This window comes from Micromonospora sp. NPDC023633, assembly GCF_040640035.1.
In the GTDB taxonomy this organism is placed as follows: domain Bacteria; phylum Actinomycetota; class Actinomycetes; order Mycobacteriales; family Micromonosporaceae; genus Micromonospora.
Window position 1 is genome coordinate 55193 of sequence record NZ_JBFABB010000021.1, and the last position, 19027, is coordinate 74219.

The window sequence follows — 19027 nt, forward strand, 5'->3', positions numbered from 1 at the left end:
ACGTGAACTCGATGGCGTCGAACCTGACGTCGCAGGTGCGCAACATCGCCTCGGTCACCACGGCCGTGGCGAAGGGCGACCTGTCGCAGAAGATCACGGTCGACGCCCAGGGCGAGATCCTGGAGCTCAAGTCCACCGTCAACACGATGGTGGACCAGTTGTCGTCGTTCGCCGACGAGGTGACCCGCGTCGCGCGCGAGGTGGGCACGGAGGGCAAGCTGGGCGGTCAGGCCCAGGTCAAGGGCGTCTCGGGTACGTGGCGGGACCTCACCGAGAACGTCAACCAGCTCGCCTCGACCCTCACCACCCAGCTGCGCGCCATCGCGCAGGTCTCCACCTCGGTGACCCGGGGCGACCTGACCCAGCGGATCGCGGTCAAGGCGCAGGGCGAGGTCGCCGAGCTGAAGGACAACATCAACCAGATGATCGTCACCCTCCGGGAGACGACCAAGAAGAACGCCGAGCAGGGCTGGCTCGACTCGAACCTGGCCCGGATCGGCGGCCTGCTCCAGGGGCAGCGCGACCTGGGCGAGGTCTGCCGCATGATCATGATGGAGGTGACCCCGCTGGTCGACGCGCAGCTCGGCGCGTTCTTCCTGGCGGACACGTCCGAGGGCGTGATGCGGCTGCGGTTGACCGCCTCGTACGGCTACGTCGCCCGGGGGCACGAGGTCACCTTCGGTCCCGGCGAGGGGCTGGTCGGTCAGGCCGCCCTGTCCCGCCGCACGATCCGGATGGGCGGGGCGCCGGGCGGCAAGCTGATGCTCCGCTCCGGGCTCGCTGAGACCCCACCGGCCGACCTGGTCGTGCTGCCCGTGCTCTTCGAGGGCGAGCTGCTCGGGGTCATCGAGTTCGCCAGCGTGGCGGCCTTCTCCGAGCTGCACCTGTCGTTCCTGGAGCGGCTCGTGCTCACCACCGGCATCGCCGTCAACACCATCCAGGCCAACCGGCGTACGGAGGAACTGCTCGCGCAGTCCCAGCGGCTCGCCCACGAGTTGCAGGAACAGTCGGCGGAGCTCCAGCGCACCAACGCCGAGCTGGAGGACAAGGCGCAGCTGCTCTCGGAGCAGAAGGGCAACATCGAGACGAAGAACCGGGAGATCGAGCTGGCCCGGCTCGGCCTGGAGGAGAAGGCCCAGCAGCTCACGAGGGCGTCGGCGTACAAGTCGGAGTTCCTCGCCAACATGAGCCACGAGCTGCGTACGCCGTTGAACTCGCTGCTGCTGCTGGCCCGGCTGCTGGCCGAGAACTCGGAGCGGAACCTCACGCCGAAGCAGATCGAGTTCGCGCGGACGATCCACGGCGCCGGCTCCGACCTGCTGTCGCTGATTGACGACATCCTGGACCTGTCCAAGATCGAGGCGGGGCGGATGGACGTCGAGCCCACGCCGGTCCGGTTCGACGAGATCCGCGGCTACGTGGAGCAGGCGTTCGCGCCGCAGGCCGAGGAGAAGGGCCTGGACTTCCAGGTGCGGGTCAGCAGGGAACTGCCGGAGGCGCTGGTCACCGACGCCCAGCGACTCCAGCAGATCCTGCGCAACCTGCTCTCCAACGCGGTCAAGTTCACCGACAACGGGGCGGTGACGCTGCGGATCGGGCCGGCGCCCGACAACGCCGTCTTCGACGTGCCGGCCCTGACCAACGCGCGGCAGGTCATCGCGTTCACCGTGGTCGACACCGGCATCGGCATCTCCGACGACAAGCTGTCGCTGATCTTCGAGGCGTTCCAGCAGGCCGACGGCACCACCAGCCGTCGCTACGGCGGCACGGGGCTGGGGCTGTCGATCAGCCGGGACCTGGCCCGGCTGCTGGGCGGCAGCATCGTGGTGGCGTCGGCGCCCGGCCAGGGCTCGACGTTCACCCTCTTCGTGCCGGACGTGCTCGCCCCGGACGCGGTGGTCGCGCCGCTGCCGCCGTCACCGGCGCGGGCCGGACTGCCGTCCTCGCTGCTCATGCCGCCGCCGGAGCTGCCCGAGCCGGCCTCCACGCCGGCCACCCGGCGGCTGGAGGGTGCCACCGTGCTGATCGTCGACGACGACGTCCGGAACGTCTTCGCACTGACCAGCGCGTTGGAACTGCACGGCCTGACCGTGTTGTACTCGGACAACGGGGCGGACGGCGTTCGCCTGCTGGCCGAGCATCCGGAGGTGGACATCGTCCTGATGGATGCGATGATGCCCGATCAGGACGGGTACGAGACGACCCGACAGATCAGGCGCAACCACCGGTTCGCCGACCTGCCGATCGTCTTCCTGACCGCGAAGGCCATGCCCGGCGACCGCGAGTCGGCGCTGGCGGCCGGAGGAAGTGACTACATCACCAAGCCCGTCGACCTGGACGAGTTGATCGAACTCATGTCGTCCTGGATCAGCGGCAGCCGAACCGAGGAGAGTTCGTGACCCAGATGGCGAAGGCGCTGCTGGTGGACGACCGCCGGGAGAACCTGATGGCACTGGAGGCGATTCTCCAGGGCCTGCCGGTCCAGTCCGTCGCCGTCGAGAGCGGCGAGGCGGCCCTGAAGCAGCTGCTGGTCGACGACTTCGCGGTGATCCTGCTGGACGCCCAGATGCCGGACATGGACGGCTTCGAGACGGCCAGCCACATCAAGCGGCGTGAGCGTACGCGGCACGTGCCGATCATCTTCCTCACCGCCGCCGACCGGGACGCCCAGCTCGCGCTGCGCGGCTACGCGGTCGGCGCGGTCGACTACCTGACCAAGCCGTTCGACCCGTGGGTGCTGCGGGCCAAGGTGTCGGTCTTCGTCGAGCTGTGGGTGAAGAGCCGACAGCTCGCGGCCCAGTCGGATCTGGTGCGGGAGCGGGACGCGCAGCTGCGGGTGCTGACGGACGCGGTCGACGAGGCCACCGCCATGCTGCGCCTGGACGATCCGGACTCCCTCGACCGCGCGGTGCAGCTCCTCGAACAGGCCCGCTGGGGCAACACCCCCTGACCCACCCCACCCTGTCCGCCCGGGCCCAGCCCCGCCCGGCCCGACGCTCAGCCCCCGTCGATCATGAGGTTGCGGTGCGGAATGGCCGGATTGTCCCGGCTAATCTCATGATCGACTCGGCTGGGGCGGAGCGGGGCCGGCGGGGGCGGGGCCGGGAAGGTCGGGAGGGGTGGGTCAGCCGGTGGTCTGGTCGTTGCGGATCATCAGGGCGCTGCGCAGGCCGGTGATGTCCAGGACGCGGAGCAGGAAGTCGCCGACGTTGGTCAGGATCAGCAGGCTCTGCGCGTGGCTGGCCTTGCGGCTGAGTACGACGAGGGTGCCCAGGCCCTGTGAGTCGCAGAAGGTGACCCCGCCGAGGTCGAGCACGATGCGCGGTGGTGGATCGGCGAGGACCTCGTTGACGACGGTCGACAGCTGGGCGGCCGTGAGCATGTCGATCTCACCGGCCAGGCGAAGCACAGCTTCGTCGCCCGTCCGGTGTAGCGTGATGGACAGTTCGGCACGATCCACCGGGTCAGCCTAGCGCGATCCGGACCACCCGGCCTGTCGAGCGGTGACGACCGAGCCCGCCGAGCGCGCCGGCCCTGCTCCCGAGAGCGGGAACGCCCTCCCCGTCAGCATGTCGGAAGCAACCCGCCCGACCACGGAAACCGACACGCACGGAAGCGGGCACGCCCGGAGGACGGGAGCGGGCACGCTCCGGAACCACCGAAGCGGACACGCCCGGACGGCGGAACCCCTCCGGCCACGAGAGCCGAACCGGTCGGAGCCGCCTCGGTCGGAGCCGTGCCGATCGGGCCCCGGCGGGGCGGGAACGGGGCCATCCGGGAGGGGCGGTGGGAGGCCGGACCGGGTGAGCCTGGTAACCCCGGTGCGGGGTGCCTGCCGATTCGCCGCCCGGCGCTGACACAATGGCGGCATCGTGACCGATATGTTTCCCGCCGGATCCGGCCGCTACCCGGCCGAAGCACCGGCCTCCGAGGCCCTGTTCGACCGCGCCAAGGCCATCGTGCCCGGCGGGGTGAACTCCCCCGTGCGCGCGTTCCGTGCCGTCGGCGGCACGCCGCGCTTCATGGTCCGGGGGGAGGGGCCCTGGCTCTACGACGCCGACGACCGGCGCTACGTCGACCTGGTCTCCTCCTGGGGACCGCTGATCCTCGGCCACGCGCACCCGGAGGTCGTGGACGCGATCAGGTCGGCCGCGACCCGGGGCACCAGCTTCGGCACCCCCACTCCGGGCGAGGTCGAGCTGGCCGCCGAGATCGTCGACCGCACCCCGGTCGAGCAGGTCCGGCTGGTCAACTCCGGCACCGAGGCCACCATGTCGGCGATCCGGCTGGCCCGCGGCTTCACCGGCCGCCCCCGGATCGTGAAGTTCTCCGGCTGCTACCACGGGCACTCCGACGGCCTGCTGGCCGCCGCCGGCTCGGGGGTGGCGACCCTCGGCCTGCCCGATTCGCCGGGGGTGACCGGCGCGGCGGCGGGTGACACGATCGTGCTGCCGTACAACGACCTCGCCGCGGTGGAGCAGGCGTTCGCCGCCGAGGGCCAGGACATCGCCGCGATCATCACCGAGGCCGCCGCCGGCAACATGGGCGTGGTCGCCCCGCGCGACGGCTTCAACTCCCAGCTCGCCCGGATCGCGCACGCGCACGGCGCGCTGCTCATCGTCGACGAGGTGATGACCGGGTTCCGGGTCTCCCGCGCCGGGTGGCACGGCCTCGACCCCTCCGACGCCGACCTGTGGACGTACGGCAAGGTCATGGGGGGTGGGCTGCCGGCCGCGGCGTTCGGCGGGCGCGCGGAGATCATGGAACGACTGGCCCCCGCCGGCCCGGTCTACCAGGCCGGCACCCTCTCCGGTAACCCGCTGGCCTGCGCCGCCGGCCTGGCCACCCTGCGGCTGGCCGACGACGCGCTCTACCGCAGGCTCGACGACACGGCCGCCGTCGTGGGCAGGCTCGCCGCCGACGCGCTCGCCGCCGCCGGGGTCCCGCACCGGCTGTCGTACGCGGGAAACATGTTCTCGATCTTCTTCACCGACGCCGACGTGGTCGACTACGACAGCGCGCGCACCCAGCAGGTGCCGGCGTTCAAGGCGTTCTTCCACGCGATGCTCGCCGGCGGTGTCTACCTGCCGCCGAGCGCCTTCGAGGCGTGGTTCGTGTCTGCGGCGCTGGACGACGCCGCTCTGGAGCAGATCGCCGCCGCACTGCCGGTGGCGGCCAACGCTGCGGCGGCGGCGGGTCACGGGGGGTAGCGGTGAGCGCGAGGAGTGAGCCGGGTCTGCGAGCCCCGCAGTCGCGAACGAAGGGGGCGTAGCGGTGAGCGCGAGGAGTGAGCCGGGTCTGCGAGCCCCGCAGTCGCGAACGAAGGGGGCGCAGCGGTGAGCAAGACGGTGGTCCACGTGCTGCGGCACGGCGAGGTGCACAACCCGGAGGGCATCCTCTACGGCCGGCTGCCGGGCTTCCGGCTCTCCGAGCTCGGCGTGCAGATGGCCAAGGCCGCCGCGCAGGGGCTGGCCGAGCGGGAGGTCGTGCACGTGGTGGCCAGCCCGCTGGAACGCGCCCAGCAGACGGCCGAGCCGATCGCCGCGCAGTTCGGGCTGCCGGTCGGCGTGGACGAGCGGCTCATCGAGAGCGCCAACTGGTTCGAGGGCAAGAAGGTCTCTCCCGGCGACGGCTCGTTCCGCGACCCCCGCAACTGGTGGGTGCTGCGGGACCCGGTCACCCCGTCCTGGGGCGAGGCCTACCGCGCGATCGCGGAGCGGATGTTCGCCGCCGTGCACGCCGCCCGGGTGGCCGCCGAGGGGCGTGAGGCCGTGCTGGTCTCGCACCAGCTGCCGATCTGGACGCTGCGCCGGTACGTCGAGCGCAAGCGGCTCTGGCACGACCCGCGCAAGCGCCAGTGCGGGCTGGCCAGCCTCACCTCCTTCCACTTCGACGGCGCCAAGGTGGTCGGCATCGGCTACTCCGAGCCGGCCGCCCACCTGATCGCGATGTCACCGACAGCCAGGACGGCCAAGGGGGCCTGATGAACGCCCGGAGGTGGACCGCGGGTCTGCTCGCCGCCGTCGTGACGGTGGCGCTGGCCGGCTGCTCGTCGCGGGCCGGGGAGGAGGCGTGCGACAACTCCGACGGCATCATCGAGTGCGCCCCCGACCAACGTTCGGCTGCCCCGAAGCTCGCCGGTGAGCTGCTCACCGGCGGCAGCCACGACGTGGCGAAGGACCGCGGTCAGGTCGTGGTGGTCAACTTCTGGGGCTCGTGGTGCGCCCCGTGCCGGGCCGAGGCGGACGACCTGGAGAACACGTACCAGGCCACGAAGGCCTCCGGGGTGACCTTCCTGGGCATCAACATCCAGGACCAGCGGGACAAGGCGCTCGCCTTCGAGGAGAGCTTCAAGGTCACCTACCCGAGTCTCTTCGACCCGCCGAGCCGGCTGGCGCTCGCCCTGGACATCCCGCCGAACACGATCCCGGCCACCGTCGTGCTGGACCGGGACGGCCGGATCGCCGCGGTGATCCGGGCGGCGGTGAAGCAGGAGGGCCTCCAGCCCATCGTCGAGCGGATCGCGGCCGAGCGGCCGGCCCCCAACGGTTCCCGCTGATGGGCGAGACGTTCCGGGAACTGGCCCAGTCGGGTCCGCTGCTGCTCGCCATCGGCGCGGCGGCGCTCGCGGGACTCGTCAGCTTCCTCTCGCCGTGCGTGCTCCCGCTGGTGCCGGGCTACCTGTCGTACGTCACCGGCCTCGCCGGCGCGGACCTCGAAACCCGGCGGTCGAGCGTGAGGACGGGCCGCGCCGACAGCGCCGGCGGCGGGGTGGCGGTCCGGGAGCGCACCGAGGCGCCGAGGGCCGCGGTCAAGGGCCGGGTGCTCGCCGGCACGCTGCTGTTCATCGCCGGCTTCACCGTCGTCTTCACCGCCACCGCGATCCTCTTCGCCGGCGTCGGCAGGGTCTTCTTCGAGTACGAGCGGACGCTGGAGATCGTCATCGGCGCGCTGATCGTGGTGCTCGGGCTGAGCTACGTGGGGCTTCTCCCCGGGTTGCAGCGGGAGTTCCGGATCCAGAAGCTGCCCGCCGCCGGGCTGCTCGGCGCGCCGGTCTTCGGCGCGGTCTTCGCGCTCAGCTGGGTGCCCTGCGTCGGCCCGACCCTCGGCGCGGTGATCGGCATGGCCGCCGTCGGCGGGCAGACCGACCGGGCCGTGGTGCTCGCCGTGGCGTACTGCCTCGGGCTGGGGCTGCCGTTCGTCGTCTTCGGGCTGGGCTTCGAGCGCCTGCTCGGGGTGTTCCGCGCCGTGCGGCGCAACAGCCGCTGGGTCACCCGGCTGGGCGGCGCGCTGCTGATCCTGATCGGCCTCGCGCTGGTCACCGGCGGCTGGACGAACTTCGTGATCTGGTTGCAGACCACCGTCGGGGTGGGCGAGGTGAGCATCTGATGACCGCCGTCGACGAGCGGCCGGCGCCGCCGGCCGAGGCTCCCCGGCGCCGGCCCAACCGCCTGCTGGCCCTGCTGCGCAACTCGTGGCGGCAGCTCACCAGCATGCGTACGGCCCTGGTGCTGCTCTTCCTGCTCGCGGTGGCCGCCATCCCCGGCTCGGTGCTGCCGCAGCGCGGGGTCAACCCGGAGGACGTGCGGGACTACTTCACCGCGCACCCCGACCTGGCCCCGGTGCTGGACCGGATCGGCGCCTTCGAGGCGTTCGGCTCGGTCTGGTTCTCCGCGATCTACCTGCTGCTCTTCACCTCGCTGATCGGCTGCATCACGCCCCGGCTGCGCGACCACGTGCGGGCGCTGCGGTCGAAGCCCCCGGCCGCGCCGAAGCGGCTGGACCGGCTGCCGCAGCACGCCGTGCTGCCCGCCCCGGAGGGTGGCGCGGCGGCGATCGCGGCGGCGCTGCGCCGACGGCGCTGGCGGGTGGTGGTGCGCGGCGACGAGGTCTCCGCCGAGAAGGGCTACCTGAAGGAGACCGGCAACCTGCTCTTCCACAGCTCGTTGGTGGTCGTGCTGGTCGGCGTCGCGCTCGGCTCCTGGTACGGCTGGAGCGGCAACAAGCTGCTGGTGGCCGGCGAGGACAACGCGTTCTGCAACACCCGCCAGCAGTACGCCGAGAGCAAGCTCGGCCCCCGCGTCGACAGCGCCGACCTGCCGGGCTTCTGCATCCGGCTCGACGACTTCGAGGCCCGGTTCCTGGAGTCCGGCCAGCCGGAGTTCTTCGACGCCAGGGTGACCGTCGACGAGGCCGACGGCGAGCGGCGGCAGGCCAACTTCTCGGTCAACGCCCCGCTGCGCCTCGACGGCGCGAACGTCTACCTGCTCGGCCACGGCTACGCCCCGGTGATCCGCTACACCGACCGGTTCGGCAAGAGCCAGACCAGCAACTTCCCGTTCCTGACCACCGGCGACGTCGGGCTGACCAGCGAGGGCCTGGCGGCCTTCCCGGACATCAACGTCGACCCCGCGACGGGTGAGCGGGACCCGAACCTCCAGATGGCCTTCTCCGGCCTCTACCTGCCGACCGCGCCGGCCGCCGCGCCGTTCGCCCGCTCCGAGTACCCCACCGAGCGCAACCCCGCGCTGAACCTCGTCGCCTACCGGGGCAACCTGGGCATGGACGCCGGCATCCCCGGCTCGGTCTACGAGCTGGACCAGCGGCAGGTGCGCGCCGGCAAGGTCAAGGAGGTCGGCACGAAGCTGCTCCGCAAGGGCGAGACCTGGAAGCTGGACGACGGCACCACGGTCGAGTTCCTGGGCACCGTGCCGTACATCACCCTGTCGGTCCGCTACGACCCCGGCTCGACGCTGCTGCTGGTCAGCGCCGCCGTTTTGCTGGTCGGGCTGATGGGCTCGCTGTTCGGGCGGCGCCGCCGGGTCTTCTTCCGGGTGCTGCCGGCCGGTGCCGCCGACCCCACGAGTGGATCTCCGACGAGCGGTAGTAGTTTGGTCGAGGCCGGTGGCCTGCCGCGCACCGACCATCCCGGGTTCGCCGACGAGTTCGCGCAGCTCGTGGCCGCGATCGGCGGCGACGGGCGGGCGGACGAGGAGGCCGGTGTCGACCGCGACGGCGGCGACCGGGCCGGAGCGCGAGAAGGAGCCGAGTGATGTCCGCACTCTCCGACCAGTTGGTGTCGTTCGCGATCCTGGTGTACCTGGTCGCGATGATCAGCCACGCCGTCGAGTACGCGCTCGGCAACGCCCGCGTCCGGGTGCCCGCGGCGCCGGCCCGCGAGCTGGTCGGCGCAGGCGTCGGCGCGGCGGGGGGCGGCATCCCGGTCGTACCCGTCGAGACCGGGCCGTCGGCGGCGGAGCGCACCGCCCGGCGCGCCCGGCTGGCGGGCCTGGTCGCCGTCGCGGCCACCGCGCTCGGGGCGCTGCTGCACCTCGGGGCGCTGGTCACGCGCGGTCTCGCCGCCGACCGGATGCCCTGGGGCAACATGTACGAGTTCGTGCTCACGGGCTCCTGGATCGGTGCCGCCGCCTGGCTGGTGGTGCTCTGGAAGCGGCCGCAGCTGCGCCGCCTCGGGCTGTTCCTGTCGCTGGTGATGGTGCTGCTGGTGGCGACCGCCGAGCTGGTGCTCTACACGCCGATCGTGCCGCTGGTGCCGGCGCTCAACTCGTACTGGTTCGTCATCCACGTCTCGACCATCGTCTTCGCCTCCGGCATCTTCCTGCTGGGCGTGGTGCCGGCGGTGGCGTTCCTGATGCGCGGCGGCTACGAGCAGGGCCGGCGGAGCTTCCCGTACACGCTGGCGAAGCGGCTGCCGGCGGCGGCGGCGCTGGAGCGGCTGACCTTCGTGCTGCACGCCTTCGCGTTCCCGGTCTTCACCTTCGCGGTGATCGCCGGAGCGATCTGGGCCGAGGCGGCCTGGGGGCGGCCGTGGGGCTGGGACCCGAAGGAGACCTGGTCGTTCATCTCCTGGGTGATCTACGCGGGCTACCTGCACGCCCGGGCCACCCCGAGCGTGAAGCGGAACGTGGCGACCTGGCTCGCCGTCGCCGGCTTCCTCACCATGCTGATGAACCTGTTCGGCGTGAACATCTTCTTCGAGGGCCTGCACTCCTACGGCGGCCTCGACTGATTCCCCGCCGCCGCGCCTGACGAACGGCACTGTCGAGGACGGGGCCCTGGGCGCCGCCCGGGTCAGCCGCCGAACCAGCCGGGCACGTCGAGGCGGAACGGGTTGGCCGGGGTGACCGCCCGCAGGCCGTCCAGGCCGCGCGGCACGCCCCTGCCCGACGACCGGCTGGAGGCGCTGCGGCGCTTCACCCTCGCCGTGCTCGACCACCGGGGCGCGGTGCCCGAGGACGGGACCACCGCCTTCCTGGCGGCCGGCTACCAGCCCCGGCACGCCCTGGACGTCGTGCTCGGCGTCGGGACGTACACCATCTCCACCTTCGCCAACCGGCTCACCGGCGCCCCGCTCGACCCGCCCGTGGTCGCGTACGCCTGGGAGCCGGCCGGCTGATCGCCGGTGTCACACCACCCGGCGTGGTCGCCGCCCGGACCGGTGCGGGAGACTGGCAGGCATGGCGGCTCGTGGCTTCCCGTACACCGATCTCAAGGACTTCCTCGCGGCGCTGGAGCGCGCGGGCGAACTGCGGCGGGTGAGCGCCCCGGTCGACCCCACCCTGGAGATCAGCGAGATCGTCACCCGGACGGTCCGCGCGGGCGGCCCGGCGCTGCTCTTCGAGCGGCCGACCCGGGGCGAGATGCCGGTGGCGATCAACCTCTTCGGCACCGAGAAGCGGATGGCCATGGCGCTCGGCGTCGAGTCGCTGGACGAGGTCGGCGAGCGGATCGGCAACATGCTCAAGCCGGAGCTGCCGATGGGTCTCTCCGGCATGATGGACGGCCTCGGCAAGGTCATGCAGCTCAAGTCGATGCCGCCGAAGAAGGTCAAGACCGCCCCCTGCCAGCAGGTGGTCTACCGCGGCGACGACGTCGACCTGGGCCGGCTGCCGGGCCTGCAGGTCTGGCCGGGTGACGGCGGGATCTTCCACAACTTCGGGCTGACCCACACGAAGCACCCGGAGACCGGCAAGCGCAACCTGGGGCTGTACCGGTTGCAGCAGCACTCGCGGAACAGCATCGGCATGCACTGGCAGATCCACAAGAACTCCACGGCGCACCACGCGGTCGCCGAGCGGCTCGGGCAGCGGCTGCCGGTGGCGATCGCCATCGGCACCGATCCCGCGGTCGCCTACGCGGCCAGCGCCCCGCTCCCCGCCGACATCGACGAGTACCTCTTCGCCGGGTACCTGCGCGGCGAACGGGTCGAGATGGTGGACTGCCTGACGGTCCCGTTGCAGGTGCCGGCGCACGCGCAGATCGTCCTGGAGGGCTACATCGAGCCGGGCGAGCGGCTCCCCGAGGGCCCGTTCGGCGACCACACCGGCTTCTACACGCCGGTGGAGCCCTTCCCGGTGATGCACATCGAGTGCATGACCATGCAGCGCGACCCGGTCTACCACTCGATCGTCACGTCGCAGCCGCCCCAGGAGGACCACGGTCTCGGCAAGGCCACCGAGCGGATCTTCGCGCCGCTGCTGCGCTTCCTGATCCCGGACATCGTCGACTACGACCTGCCCGCCGCCGGGGTCTTCCACAACTGCGCGATCGTGTCGATCCGCAAGCGCTACCCGAAGCACGCGCAGAAGGTGATGAACGCGATCTGGGGCGCGCACATGATGTCGCTGACCAAGCTGATCGTGATCGTCGACGAGGACTGCGACGTGCACGACTACAACGAGGTCGCCTTCCGCGCCTTCGGCAACGTCGACTACGCCCGGGACCTGCTGCTCACCGAGGGGCCCGTGGACCACCTGGACCACGCCTCCTACCAGCAGTTCTGGGGCGGCAAGGCGGGCGTCGACGCGACCCGCAAGCTGCCCGAGGAGGGCTACACCCGGGGCTGGCCGGAGGAGATGAGGATGGCCCCCGAGGTCGTCTCGCTGGTCGACAAGCGCTGGAAGGAGTACGGCATCTGATGGCCACCGCCGTCGAACCGGTGGAGCGACCGGGCCGGGTCAAGTCCTTCCTCAAGCTGGTGGCGATCGAGCACTCCGTGTTCGCGTTGCCGTTCGCGTACCTGTCGGCGCTCACGGCCATGCAGGTCGACGGGGGGCGGGTCCGGTGGCTGGACCTGCTGCTGATCACCGTGGCGATGGTCGGCGCGCGGACGTTCGCGATGGCCGCGAACCGGATCCTGGACCGCCGGATCGACGCGCGGAACCCGCGTACCGCCTCCCGGGAGCTGGTCACCGGGGCGGTCAGCGTGCGGACGGCCTGGACCGGCGCGGCCGTCGCGCTCGTGGTCTTCCTCGCCGCCGCCGCCCTGCTCAACCCGCTCTGCCTGGTGCTCGCGCCGCTCGCCGTGGTGCCGCTGGTCGTCTACCCGTACGGCAAGCGGTTCACCAACTGGCCGCACGCCATCCTGGCCGTCGCCCAGGCCGTCGGGCCGGTCGGCGCCTGGCTGGGCGTCACCGGCACCCTGGACGGCTCCTGGCCGGCCTGGCTGCTCGGTGTGGCCGTCGGCCTCTGGATCGGCGGGTTCGACCTGATCTACGCCTGCCAGGACGCCGAGGTGGACCGGCGGATCGGCGTGCACAGCGTGCCGGCCCGCTACGGGCTGCGGTTCGCGCTGCACGCCTCCACCGTGGCGCACGTGGTGACGTTCGCGCTGTTCATCTGGTTCGGGGCGCTGATCGGCTTCGGCTGGCTCTGGTGGATCGGCCTGGCGCTGACGGCGCTCGCCTTCGGCTACCAGCACCTGGTGGTCAGCCCGACCGACCTGAGCAAGGTCAACCGGGCCTTCTTCACCGCCAACGGCTTCGTCGGCATCGCGCTGTTCGTCTTCGCCCTGCTCGACCTGGTGATCCGCCTCGGCCTGCGCGCCTGACCGGGGCCTCCTGCCGGCCGTCGTCGCCTGCGTCCGGGCCGGCCGTGCCGACAGGTCCAGCCCTCACGACGCCATGCCCGGCGGTCAGGAAGGGGCCCTTCCGCCACCGGCGGCGTTGACGAGACGGCCTGCCCCGCCGCCGTAGCGGGTGCTCTCCAGGGTCCAGTCGACGGTGGCCCGGACGGCGTTCGCCACCCCGTCGAGGTGGTCGGCGACAGCCCGGTCCAGCGCCGGGCCGAACGACGGCACCGCCGCGCGCAGCTCGACGAAGCGCCGCATCGACGCCCGCCAGCGCTCGACCGTCAGGCCGATCGCGGTCTCCACCGGCACCCGCTGCTCGGCCGCCGTCGCGAGGACCAGGTTGTGCCCGCCGGAGGTGGCCGCGTCGCGCTCCAGCGAGGCGAGGTCGTTGTACCAGGAGAGCAGGTCGTTGCCGGTGTCGGCGATCTCGCGCAGCAGCGGGTGGTGGTGGACCGGATCGGGCAGCGGGCGGCCGGTGACGAACTCCACCAGCGGATACGACACGTACGCGGCGGAGGTGGCGCGCCGCAGCGCGACGTACTCCGCGACGCCGGGGCGGCGGCCGGCCGCCTTGTTCGCCGCCTCCCGCCACGTGCCGTCGAGGTGGTCGGCGACGGCCCGGGCGAAGCGCGTCCGCCAGCGGGCCGGCATCCGCCGGCGCGGCTCCCGCCACCCGTGCACCAGCAGCCGCCGCAGCGGCCCGGTCAGGCCGGCGTGCCGGAGCCGGGGCCCGGCGTGCAGCAGGGTCAGGGTGCCGGCGCGCAGCGCCCGGATCTGGTCGGGGCCGAGCCGGCCCGGCCCGTCGCACGCGTCGTCGACCAGGAAGAACCAAGTGAACAGGGCGGCCAACACCCGCAGGTCGGCCTCGGCGGCGCCGGGGTAGAGCCGGCTGGCGTACCGGGCGACGCCGGCGTGCGCCAGCCGTTGCGACGCCGCGTCGTCGGCCGCCAGGCCGAGGCCGGGCAGCAGGTCGCCGACGAGCCACTCCTGCACCCGGTCGGCGTGCGGCGAGAGCCGGGGTGGGATGGGGCACGCGGACCGTAGCGACCAGAGGAGCTCGCCGGTCATCACCGATTCCTCCCGGGTGCGAACCGCTTCCGTGCGGATCGCCATCGGCAGCATGTCAGGCCGCCGGGACGAGCGCGTTCCCGGCCCGACATCGCGCCCTTCGGGGGACAACCGGCGCCTGAGGCGGACATCACGGACGCTCCGGGCGGGGTGCCCGACGTCGGAAGGGGACGACCAGGCAGGCTGGAGGGCATGCGCGAACCATGGGTGGTCGGAGTCTCCGGGGCGTCCGGCACGCCGTACGCGGCGGCCGTCGTGCGGGCGCTGCTCGACGCCGGGAAGGCGGTGGACCTCATCGTCTCCCGGGCCGCCCGGCTGACCGTCCTGGACGAGACCGGTCGCCCGTTCCGCGACGGACACTGGGCCGAGGACCTCGCCGCCTGGCTGGGCCGCGACCTCGCGGGAGCCGACGTGCGGCACTGGCCCGCCGGCGACCTGGCCGCCGGCCCGAGCAGCGGCTCCTACCGGGTACGCGGGATGGTGGTGGTCCCGGCGAGCACGGCGGCCTGCGCCGGCATCGCGATCGGGCTCTCCAAGGACCTGTTGCAGCGGGCCGCCGAGGTCAACCTCAAGGAGCGCCGGCCGGTGGTGGTGGTGCCCCGGGAGACGCCGGTCACCCGCAGCCACCTGGAGCATCTGATCGCGCTGCACGACGCCGGGGCGGTGGTGCTGCCGGCCAGTCCCGGCTTCTACGGCGCGGGGGCGGCGGCCTCCGCCCCGCAGCTCGTCGACTTCGTGGCCGGCAAGGTGCTGGACGCCCTCGGCGTACCGCACACGCTGTTCCGTCGTTGGTCGGGTGAGCTGGGCGTGGCGCGGGAGTGACCCGGGCCCGGCTCACCGGGACGCGGACCGGAGCCTGCGTCCGGTCCGCGCGATGATCCGCACCATTCAGTACATGCCGGCGTTGGCCGGGCCCGGCCCGGTCGAGGCGGCCGGCCCCGCGTTGCGCGGTTTGCCGACGTCTTCCGCCTCGTCCAACATGCCCTCCCCCTCAAGCAGGGCCCGCACCTCGGATTCCCGAAACCGGCGATGCCCGCCTGGAGTCCGGATGCTGCCTATCCGGCCCGCCGCTGCCCATCGCGTCACAGTCTTCGGGTCAACCCGAAACAGCGCGGCAACTTCACCCGGTGTCAGCAGGCGATCTCCAGTGTCCACAGCCCCCTCCTCGCGTCGACGAAGCCCCCGGCTGAACACACTGCCCCCGGCCGGTGCGAGCCCAGAGCCGTCATGAGGGACGTATGGCAATTACAGCACCAGCGACCTGGCCTGTCCGCCAAACGCGAAAAACGCACTGAGTGGGAAGTTAGGAAATATTACCTGCGCACGGCTCCCTTGACTGTGAGTTCTCGGACGACTACACCCTGTCATGTCCAACGCGCGCCGGATGCCCGACGTTACGCCCGGACCGCTAGGGTCACAGTCCGTGGACGCCATCGACCTGAGCCTCGTGGAGCTGCTGCGCAGCAACGCCCGCCTGTCCTACGCCGAGCTGGCCCGGCAGGTGGGCCTCTCCGCGCCGGCCGTGCACGAGCGGGTCGGCAAGCTGGAGTCCAGCGGCGTGATCCGGGCCTACCGGGCGGAGGTGGAGCCGGAGGCGATCGGCTACGCCGTCACCGCGCTGATCGGGATCGTCGAGGACTCCGGCGGCGACACCGACGACGTGCTGGAGGCGTTCCGGCAGATGCCCGAGATCGAATCCTGCTACTTCATGGCCGGCGTCGAGTCGTTCCTGCTCAAGGCCCGGGTCGGCACCATCGCCGAGTTGGAGCGGCTCATCGTGCGGCTGAACCGCACCCCGGGCGTCGCCTCCACCCGGACCGGCATCGCCCTCTCCACGAAGTGGGAGAACCGGCCACAGGCGCCGGTGCCTCCCGCCGCCTGACCCGCCACCTCGGCCGCCCGACCGTCGGGAAGCCGGGCCCCGACCGCCCCGGTCCTCGGCCGCCGGACAGCCGCGGCCGACCGGCCCTGGCGCGGGTCGCCGGGGCGGCGATAGCGTGCGCCGATGACGAAGCCAGCCCCGGGAACGGCCGTGGTCACCGGCGCGGCCGGCGGCCTCGGCCGCGCCATCGCCGCCGCGCTGCACGCCGACGGCTGGCCGGTGCTCCTCACCGACCACGACGCCGAGGCGGTCGCCCGCGCCGCCGCGCCGCTGGGCGGCTGGTCCCGCCCGCTGGACGTACGCGACGAGGACGCCTGCGCCGCCGTCGCCGCCGAGGCCGCCGGCCGGGGCGGGCTCGGCCTCTGGGTGAACAACGCCGGGATCCTCGTCACCGGCCCCTCGTGGGAGCACGACGCGGCGACCCGCCGCCGGGTGGTCGAGGTCAACGCCCTCGGCGCGATGAACGGCACCCTCGCCGCGCTGGCCGTCATGCGGGCCCAGGGGCACGGGCACGTGGTCAACGTCGTCTCCCTGGCCGGACTGGTGGCCGCGCCCGGTGAGACCGTCTACGCGGCCAGCAAGCACGCCCTGGTCGCATTCAGCACCGGCACCCTCGCCGACCTGCGGCTGGCCGGGCACCGGCGCGTACACGTGTCGTGCCTGTGCCCGGACGGGATCTGGACGCCGATGCTGCACGACAGGCTCGACGACCCGGGCGCCGCGGCCTCCTTCACCGGGACGCTGCTGACCCCCGAGCGGGTGGCCCGGCGGGCCGCGCGGCTGGCCCGGCGGCCCCGCCCGGTGGTCAGCGTCCCCCGCTGGCGCGGCGCGCAGGTCCGGCTGCTCGACGCGCTGCCCGGCGCCGCCGTGCGGCTCGCCCCGCTGATCCTCGCGGCCGGCCGGGCCGGTCAGCGCCGCCAGCGCCGCCGGGTGGGGGCCGACTCGCGGTGAGCCGGCTTGCTAGGTTGCGGACGTGACTCATCTCGACCGGTGCGACGAGGCCAGCCGACGCTGGGTGACCGAGGCGATCGCCGCCGTCGAGGCGGACGCCAACCGCTCCGCCGACACCCACCTGCTGCCGTTCCCGCTGCCCCGGCCGTGGGGGATCGACCTCTACCTCAAGGACGAGTCGGTGCACCCGACCGGCTCGCTGAAGCACCGCCTGGCCCGTTCGCTCTTCCTCTACGGGCTGTGCAACGGCTGGATCGGCCCGGAGACCACGATCGTGGAGGCGTCCTCCGGCTCGACGGCGGTCTCCGAGGCCTACTTCGCCCGGATGCTGGAGCTGCCGTTCGTCGCGGTGATGCCCGCCTCCACCTCGCCGGAGAAGATCGCCCAGATCGAGTTCCAGGGCGGCCGCTGCCACCTCGTCGACGACCCGGCCAAGGTGGTCGTCGAGGCCCGCTGGTTGGCGGAGGACTCCGGCGGGCACTTCATGGACCAGTTCACCTACGCCGAGCGGGCCACCGACTGGCGGGGCAACAACAACATCGCCGAGTCGATCTACGCGCAGCTCTCCCTGGAACGGCACCCGGTGCCGGCGTGGGTCGTGGTGGGCGCCGGCACGGGCGGCACCAGCGCCACCATCGGCCGGTACGCCCGCTACCAGCGGCTGCCCACCAAGTTGTGCGTGGTCGACCCGGAGAACTCCGCGTTCTATCCCGCCTGGCAGGCGGCCGACTGGTCGGTGCGCACCGGGCGGGGCTCCCGCATCGAGGGGATCGGCCGGCCGAGCGTGGAGGCGTCGTTCGTGCCCTCGGTGGTGGACCGGATGGTCCAGGTGCCCGACGCCGCCTCGCTGGCCGCCATGCGCGCCGGATCGGCCGTGCTCGGCCGCCGGGTGGGCGGCTCGACCGGCACCAACCTGTGGGGCGCGTTCGGGCTGATCGCGGAGATGCTCGCCGAGGGCCGCACCGGCTCGGTGGTCACCCTGATCTGCGACGCCGGCGACCGCTACGCCGACACCTACTACGCCGACGACTGGGTGGCCGCCCAGGGGCTGGACCCGACCCCGCACCTGGCGACGGTCGAGCGCTTCCTCACCACCGGCGCCTGGCCGTCCTGAGCCGGCTGGTCGACCTCGGCCTGAGGCTGATCGTCCTCGGCCTGAGCCGGCCGGTCGGCCCGAGCCGGCTGGTCTTCTTGGCCTGAGCCGGCTGGTCGGCCTGAGCCGGCCGGGGGAGTGCCCGTGGCCCGGTCAGCGCGGGGTGACGCGCTCGGCCAGCCCGGGGTAGCGCAGCACGTAGCCCTCGCCGTCGAGGTCGATGTCGGCGGTGAAGGTGTCGCTGGTGAAGCGGACCCGGCCGGGGCCGAGCGGGGTGTAGACCTGCTCGGCGGGCACCACCAGCAGACCGGGCACCAGCACCCAGGCGACGTCGATCCGGTGCGGGGTGTCGGCCGCGGCGCCGGTCAGCCCGAGCCGGTGCACCGGCAGCGTGTTGAACAGCGCCGCGCCGCCGAGGTCGACGTCGAGCGCCCCGGCCAGCCGGCCCGGGTCGTCGGTGCCGGGCAGCCCGACCGGCGGGTGGCCGGCCGCCCGCAGCGCCGCGTCCAGGTCACCCTGCTCGGCGGTGGTCACCCGCCACCCGTCGGTCACCCGCTCCAGGCGTACGCTCCGCAGCCATCCGGTGCCCTCCGCCTCCACCTCGACCCGGGTGCTGGCCCACTGCGGGTCGGTGGCGAGCTGGTAGCGGCAGGTGTAGGGGATCGGGTCGACGGCGGTCAGCGTGCCCCGCGCACTCAGCCCACGACCGTCGTCGAACAGGGCGTGCTCCGTGCCGGCGGTGTCCGTCCGGGTCCAGAAGAGCGACTTCGGCATGGTCGGCATGAGCCGGACGTTACGCGACCCGGCCGACACCGGCAGCGGATGCGGAAACGCCGCCGCGGAGCCTGGGCCCCGCGGCGGCGTTCGAAGATGACGCTGACGATCAGTGGGTACGCGCCGGCGGACGCCCGCCGAAGCCCCGCCGCTCGTCGCGCGGCCGCTCGTCGCGCCCCCGGCCCTCGGGCCGGAAACCGCCCCGGTCGCCGAAGCGCCGCTCGCCGCGGTCGCCGTAGCCACGGCCCTCGGTCGGGCGGTCGCCGTAGCCACGGCCGTCGGTCGGGCGCTCACCGTAGCCACGGCTGTCGGTCGGGCGGTCGCCGTAGCGGCGTTCGCCCTGCGGCCGGTCGCCGTAGCCACGGCTGTCGGTCGGGCGGTCGCCGTA

At 72.9% G+C, this 19027-nt stretch carries 19 protein-coding genes and 1 pseudogene; 15 read left to right on the top strand and 5 right to left on the bottom strand.

The genetic code is table 11. The features are described 5' to 3' along the window. Both AB0G13_RS09455 and AB0G13_RS09460 read left to right on the top strand, forming a co-directional pair. Positions 1-2399, top strand: a 2399-nt coding sequence (locus AB0G13_RS09455; RefSeq protein WP_357871330.1) for an ATP-binding protein, incomplete at its 5' end; no start/stop codon positions are given. Next, positions 2396-2950, top strand: a complete 555-nt coding sequence (locus AB0G13_RS09460) for a response regulator (protein ID WP_357871332.1) — start codon at positions 2396-2398, stop codon at positions 2948-2950. The genes AB0G13_RS09455 and AB0G13_RS09460, both read left to right, overlap by 4 nt. 174 nt (positions 2951-3124) lie before the next feature. Here the strand turns inward: AB0G13_RS09460 and AB0G13_RS09465 are convergent, their stop codons facing one another. After that, complete coding sequence (locus AB0G13_RS09465; protein ID WP_121397135.1) at positions 3125-3460, bottom strand: STAS domain-containing protein; 336 nt, start codon at positions 3458-3460, stop codon at positions 3125-3127. Between the two features lie 412 nt (positions 3461-3872). Between AB0G13_RS09465 and hemL the strand changes: the two genes are divergently transcribed. From hemL to mqnP, 9 genes are all read left to right on the top strand, one after another. Then, the gene (gene hemL / locus AB0G13_RS09470) at positions 3873-5210 is read left to right on the top strand and encodes a glutamate-1-semialdehyde 2,1-aminomutase (protein WP_357871336.1); all 1338 of its coding nucleotides are present in this window, start codon (positions 3873-3875) and stop codon (positions 5208-5210) included. A 126-nt stretch (positions 5211-5336) separates the two neighbouring features. Next, the gene (locus AB0G13_RS09475; RefSeq protein ID WP_357871338.1) at positions 5337-5984 is read left to right on the top strand and encodes a histidine phosphatase family protein; all 648 of its coding nucleotides are present in this window, start codon (positions 5337-5339) and stop codon (positions 5982-5984) included. Then, complete coding sequence (locus AB0G13_RS09480; protein WP_357871341.1) at positions 5984-6559, top strand: TlpA disulfide reductase family protein; 576 nt, start codon at positions 5984-5986, stop codon at positions 6557-6559. Before AB0G13_RS09475 ends, AB0G13_RS09480 begins: the two co-directional genes overlap by 1 nt. Next, a complete protein-coding gene (locus AB0G13_RS09485; protein WP_357871343.1) occupies positions 6559-7389 on the top strand; it encodes a cytochrome c biogenesis protein CcdA in 831 nt (276 codons plus the stop codon). The genes AB0G13_RS09480 and AB0G13_RS09485 overlap by 1 nt, the downstream gene beginning before the upstream one ends. Continuing rightward, on the top strand, positions 7389-9053 hold the full coding sequence (locus AB0G13_RS09490; protein WP_357871346.1) for a cytochrome c biogenesis protein ResB: 1665 nt from the start codon (positions 7389-7391) through the stop codon (positions 9051-9053). Before AB0G13_RS09485 ends, AB0G13_RS09490 begins: the two co-directional genes overlap by 1 nt. Beyond that, a complete protein-coding gene (gene ccsB, locus AB0G13_RS09495; protein WP_357871349.1) occupies positions 9053-10030 on the top strand; it encodes a c-type cytochrome biogenesis protein CcsB in 978 nt (325 codons plus the stop codon). The genes AB0G13_RS09490 and ccsB overlap by 1 nt, the downstream gene beginning before the upstream one ends. A 111-nt stretch (positions 10031-10141) precedes the next feature. Further along, complete coding sequence (locus tag AB0G13_RS09500; protein ID WP_357871352.1) at positions 10142-10417, top strand: hypothetical protein; 276 nt, start codon at positions 10142-10144, stop codon at positions 10415-10417. Between the two features lie 61 nt (positions 10418-10478). After that, on the top strand, positions 10479-11939 hold the full coding sequence (locus AB0G13_RS09505; RefSeq protein WP_357871355.1) for a menaquinone biosynthesis decarboxylase: 1461 nt from the start codon (positions 10479-10481) through the stop codon (positions 11937-11939). Then, complete coding sequence (gene mqnP / locus AB0G13_RS09510; protein ID WP_357871358.1) at positions 11939-12850, top strand: menaquinone biosynthesis prenyltransferase MqnP; 912 nt, start codon at positions 11939-11941, stop codon at positions 12848-12850. The genes AB0G13_RS09505 and mqnP overlap by 1 nt, the downstream gene beginning before the upstream one ends. A gap of 84 nt (positions 12851-12934) precedes the next feature. Here the strand turns inward: mqnP and AB0G13_RS09515 are convergent, their stop codons facing one another. Next, positions 12935-13939, bottom strand: a complete 1005-nt coding sequence (locus tag AB0G13_RS09515; RefSeq protein ID WP_357871361.1) for a terpene synthase — start codon at positions 13937-13939, stop codon at positions 12935-12937. Between the two features lie 192 nt (positions 13940-14131). Between AB0G13_RS09515 and AB0G13_RS09520 the strand changes: the two genes are divergently transcribed. Further along, positions 14132-14761 (top strand): UbiX family flavin prenyltransferase, encoded by a 630-nt coding sequence (locus AB0G13_RS09520; RefSeq protein WP_357871364.1) that lies wholly within the window; start codon positions 14132-14134, stop codon positions 14759-14761. 66 nt (positions 14762-14827) lie between these two features. Here AB0G13_RS09520 and AB0G13_RS09525 read toward each other — a convergent pair whose 3' ends face one another. Then, on the bottom strand, positions 14828-15094 hold the full coding sequence (locus AB0G13_RS09525) for a BldC family transcriptional regulator (protein ID WP_089002465.1): 267 nt from the start codon (positions 15092-15094) through the stop codon (positions 14828-14830). Positions 15095-15362: 268 nt separating this feature from the next. On the opposite strand from AB0G13_RS09525, the gene AB0G13_RS09530 reads away from it, so the two are divergent. The 3 genes from AB0G13_RS09530 (at position 15363) to AB0G13_RS09540 (ending at position 17886) form a co-directional block, all read left to right on the top strand. Further along, positions 15363-15821 carry an Lrp/AsnC family transcriptional regulator gene (locus tag AB0G13_RS09530; protein ID WP_357871367.1) on the top strand — a complete coding sequence of 153 codons (459 nt, stop codon included), beginning with the start codon at positions 15363-15365 and terminating at the stop codon, positions 15819-15821. A 123-nt stretch (positions 15822-15944) separates the two neighbouring features. Next, positions 15945-16772 (top strand): SDR family oxidoreductase, encoded by an 828-nt coding sequence (locus AB0G13_RS09535; RefSeq protein ID WP_357871369.1) that lies wholly within the window; start codon positions 15945-15947, stop codon positions 16770-16772. A 22-nt stretch (positions 16773-16794) separates the two neighbouring features. Continuing rightward, positions 16795-17886 (top strand): PLP-dependent cysteine synthase family protein, encoded by a 1092-nt coding sequence (locus tag AB0G13_RS09540; protein ID WP_357871372.1) that lies wholly within the window; start codon positions 16795-16797, stop codon positions 17884-17886. 132 nt (positions 17887-18018) lie between these two features. On the opposite strand, the gene AB0G13_RS09545 is transcribed toward AB0G13_RS09540, so the two are convergent. Both AB0G13_RS09545 and AB0G13_RS09550 read right to left on the bottom strand, forming a co-directional pair. After that, positions 18019-18648 (bottom strand): putative glycolipid-binding domain-containing protein, encoded by a 630-nt coding sequence (locus AB0G13_RS09545; protein ID WP_357871375.1) that lies wholly within the window; start codon positions 18646-18648, stop codon positions 18019-18021. Between the two features lie 100 nt (positions 18649-18748). After that, positions 18749-19027: pseudogene (locus AB0G13_RS09550) on the bottom strand (RNA helicase); the annotation flags it as partial.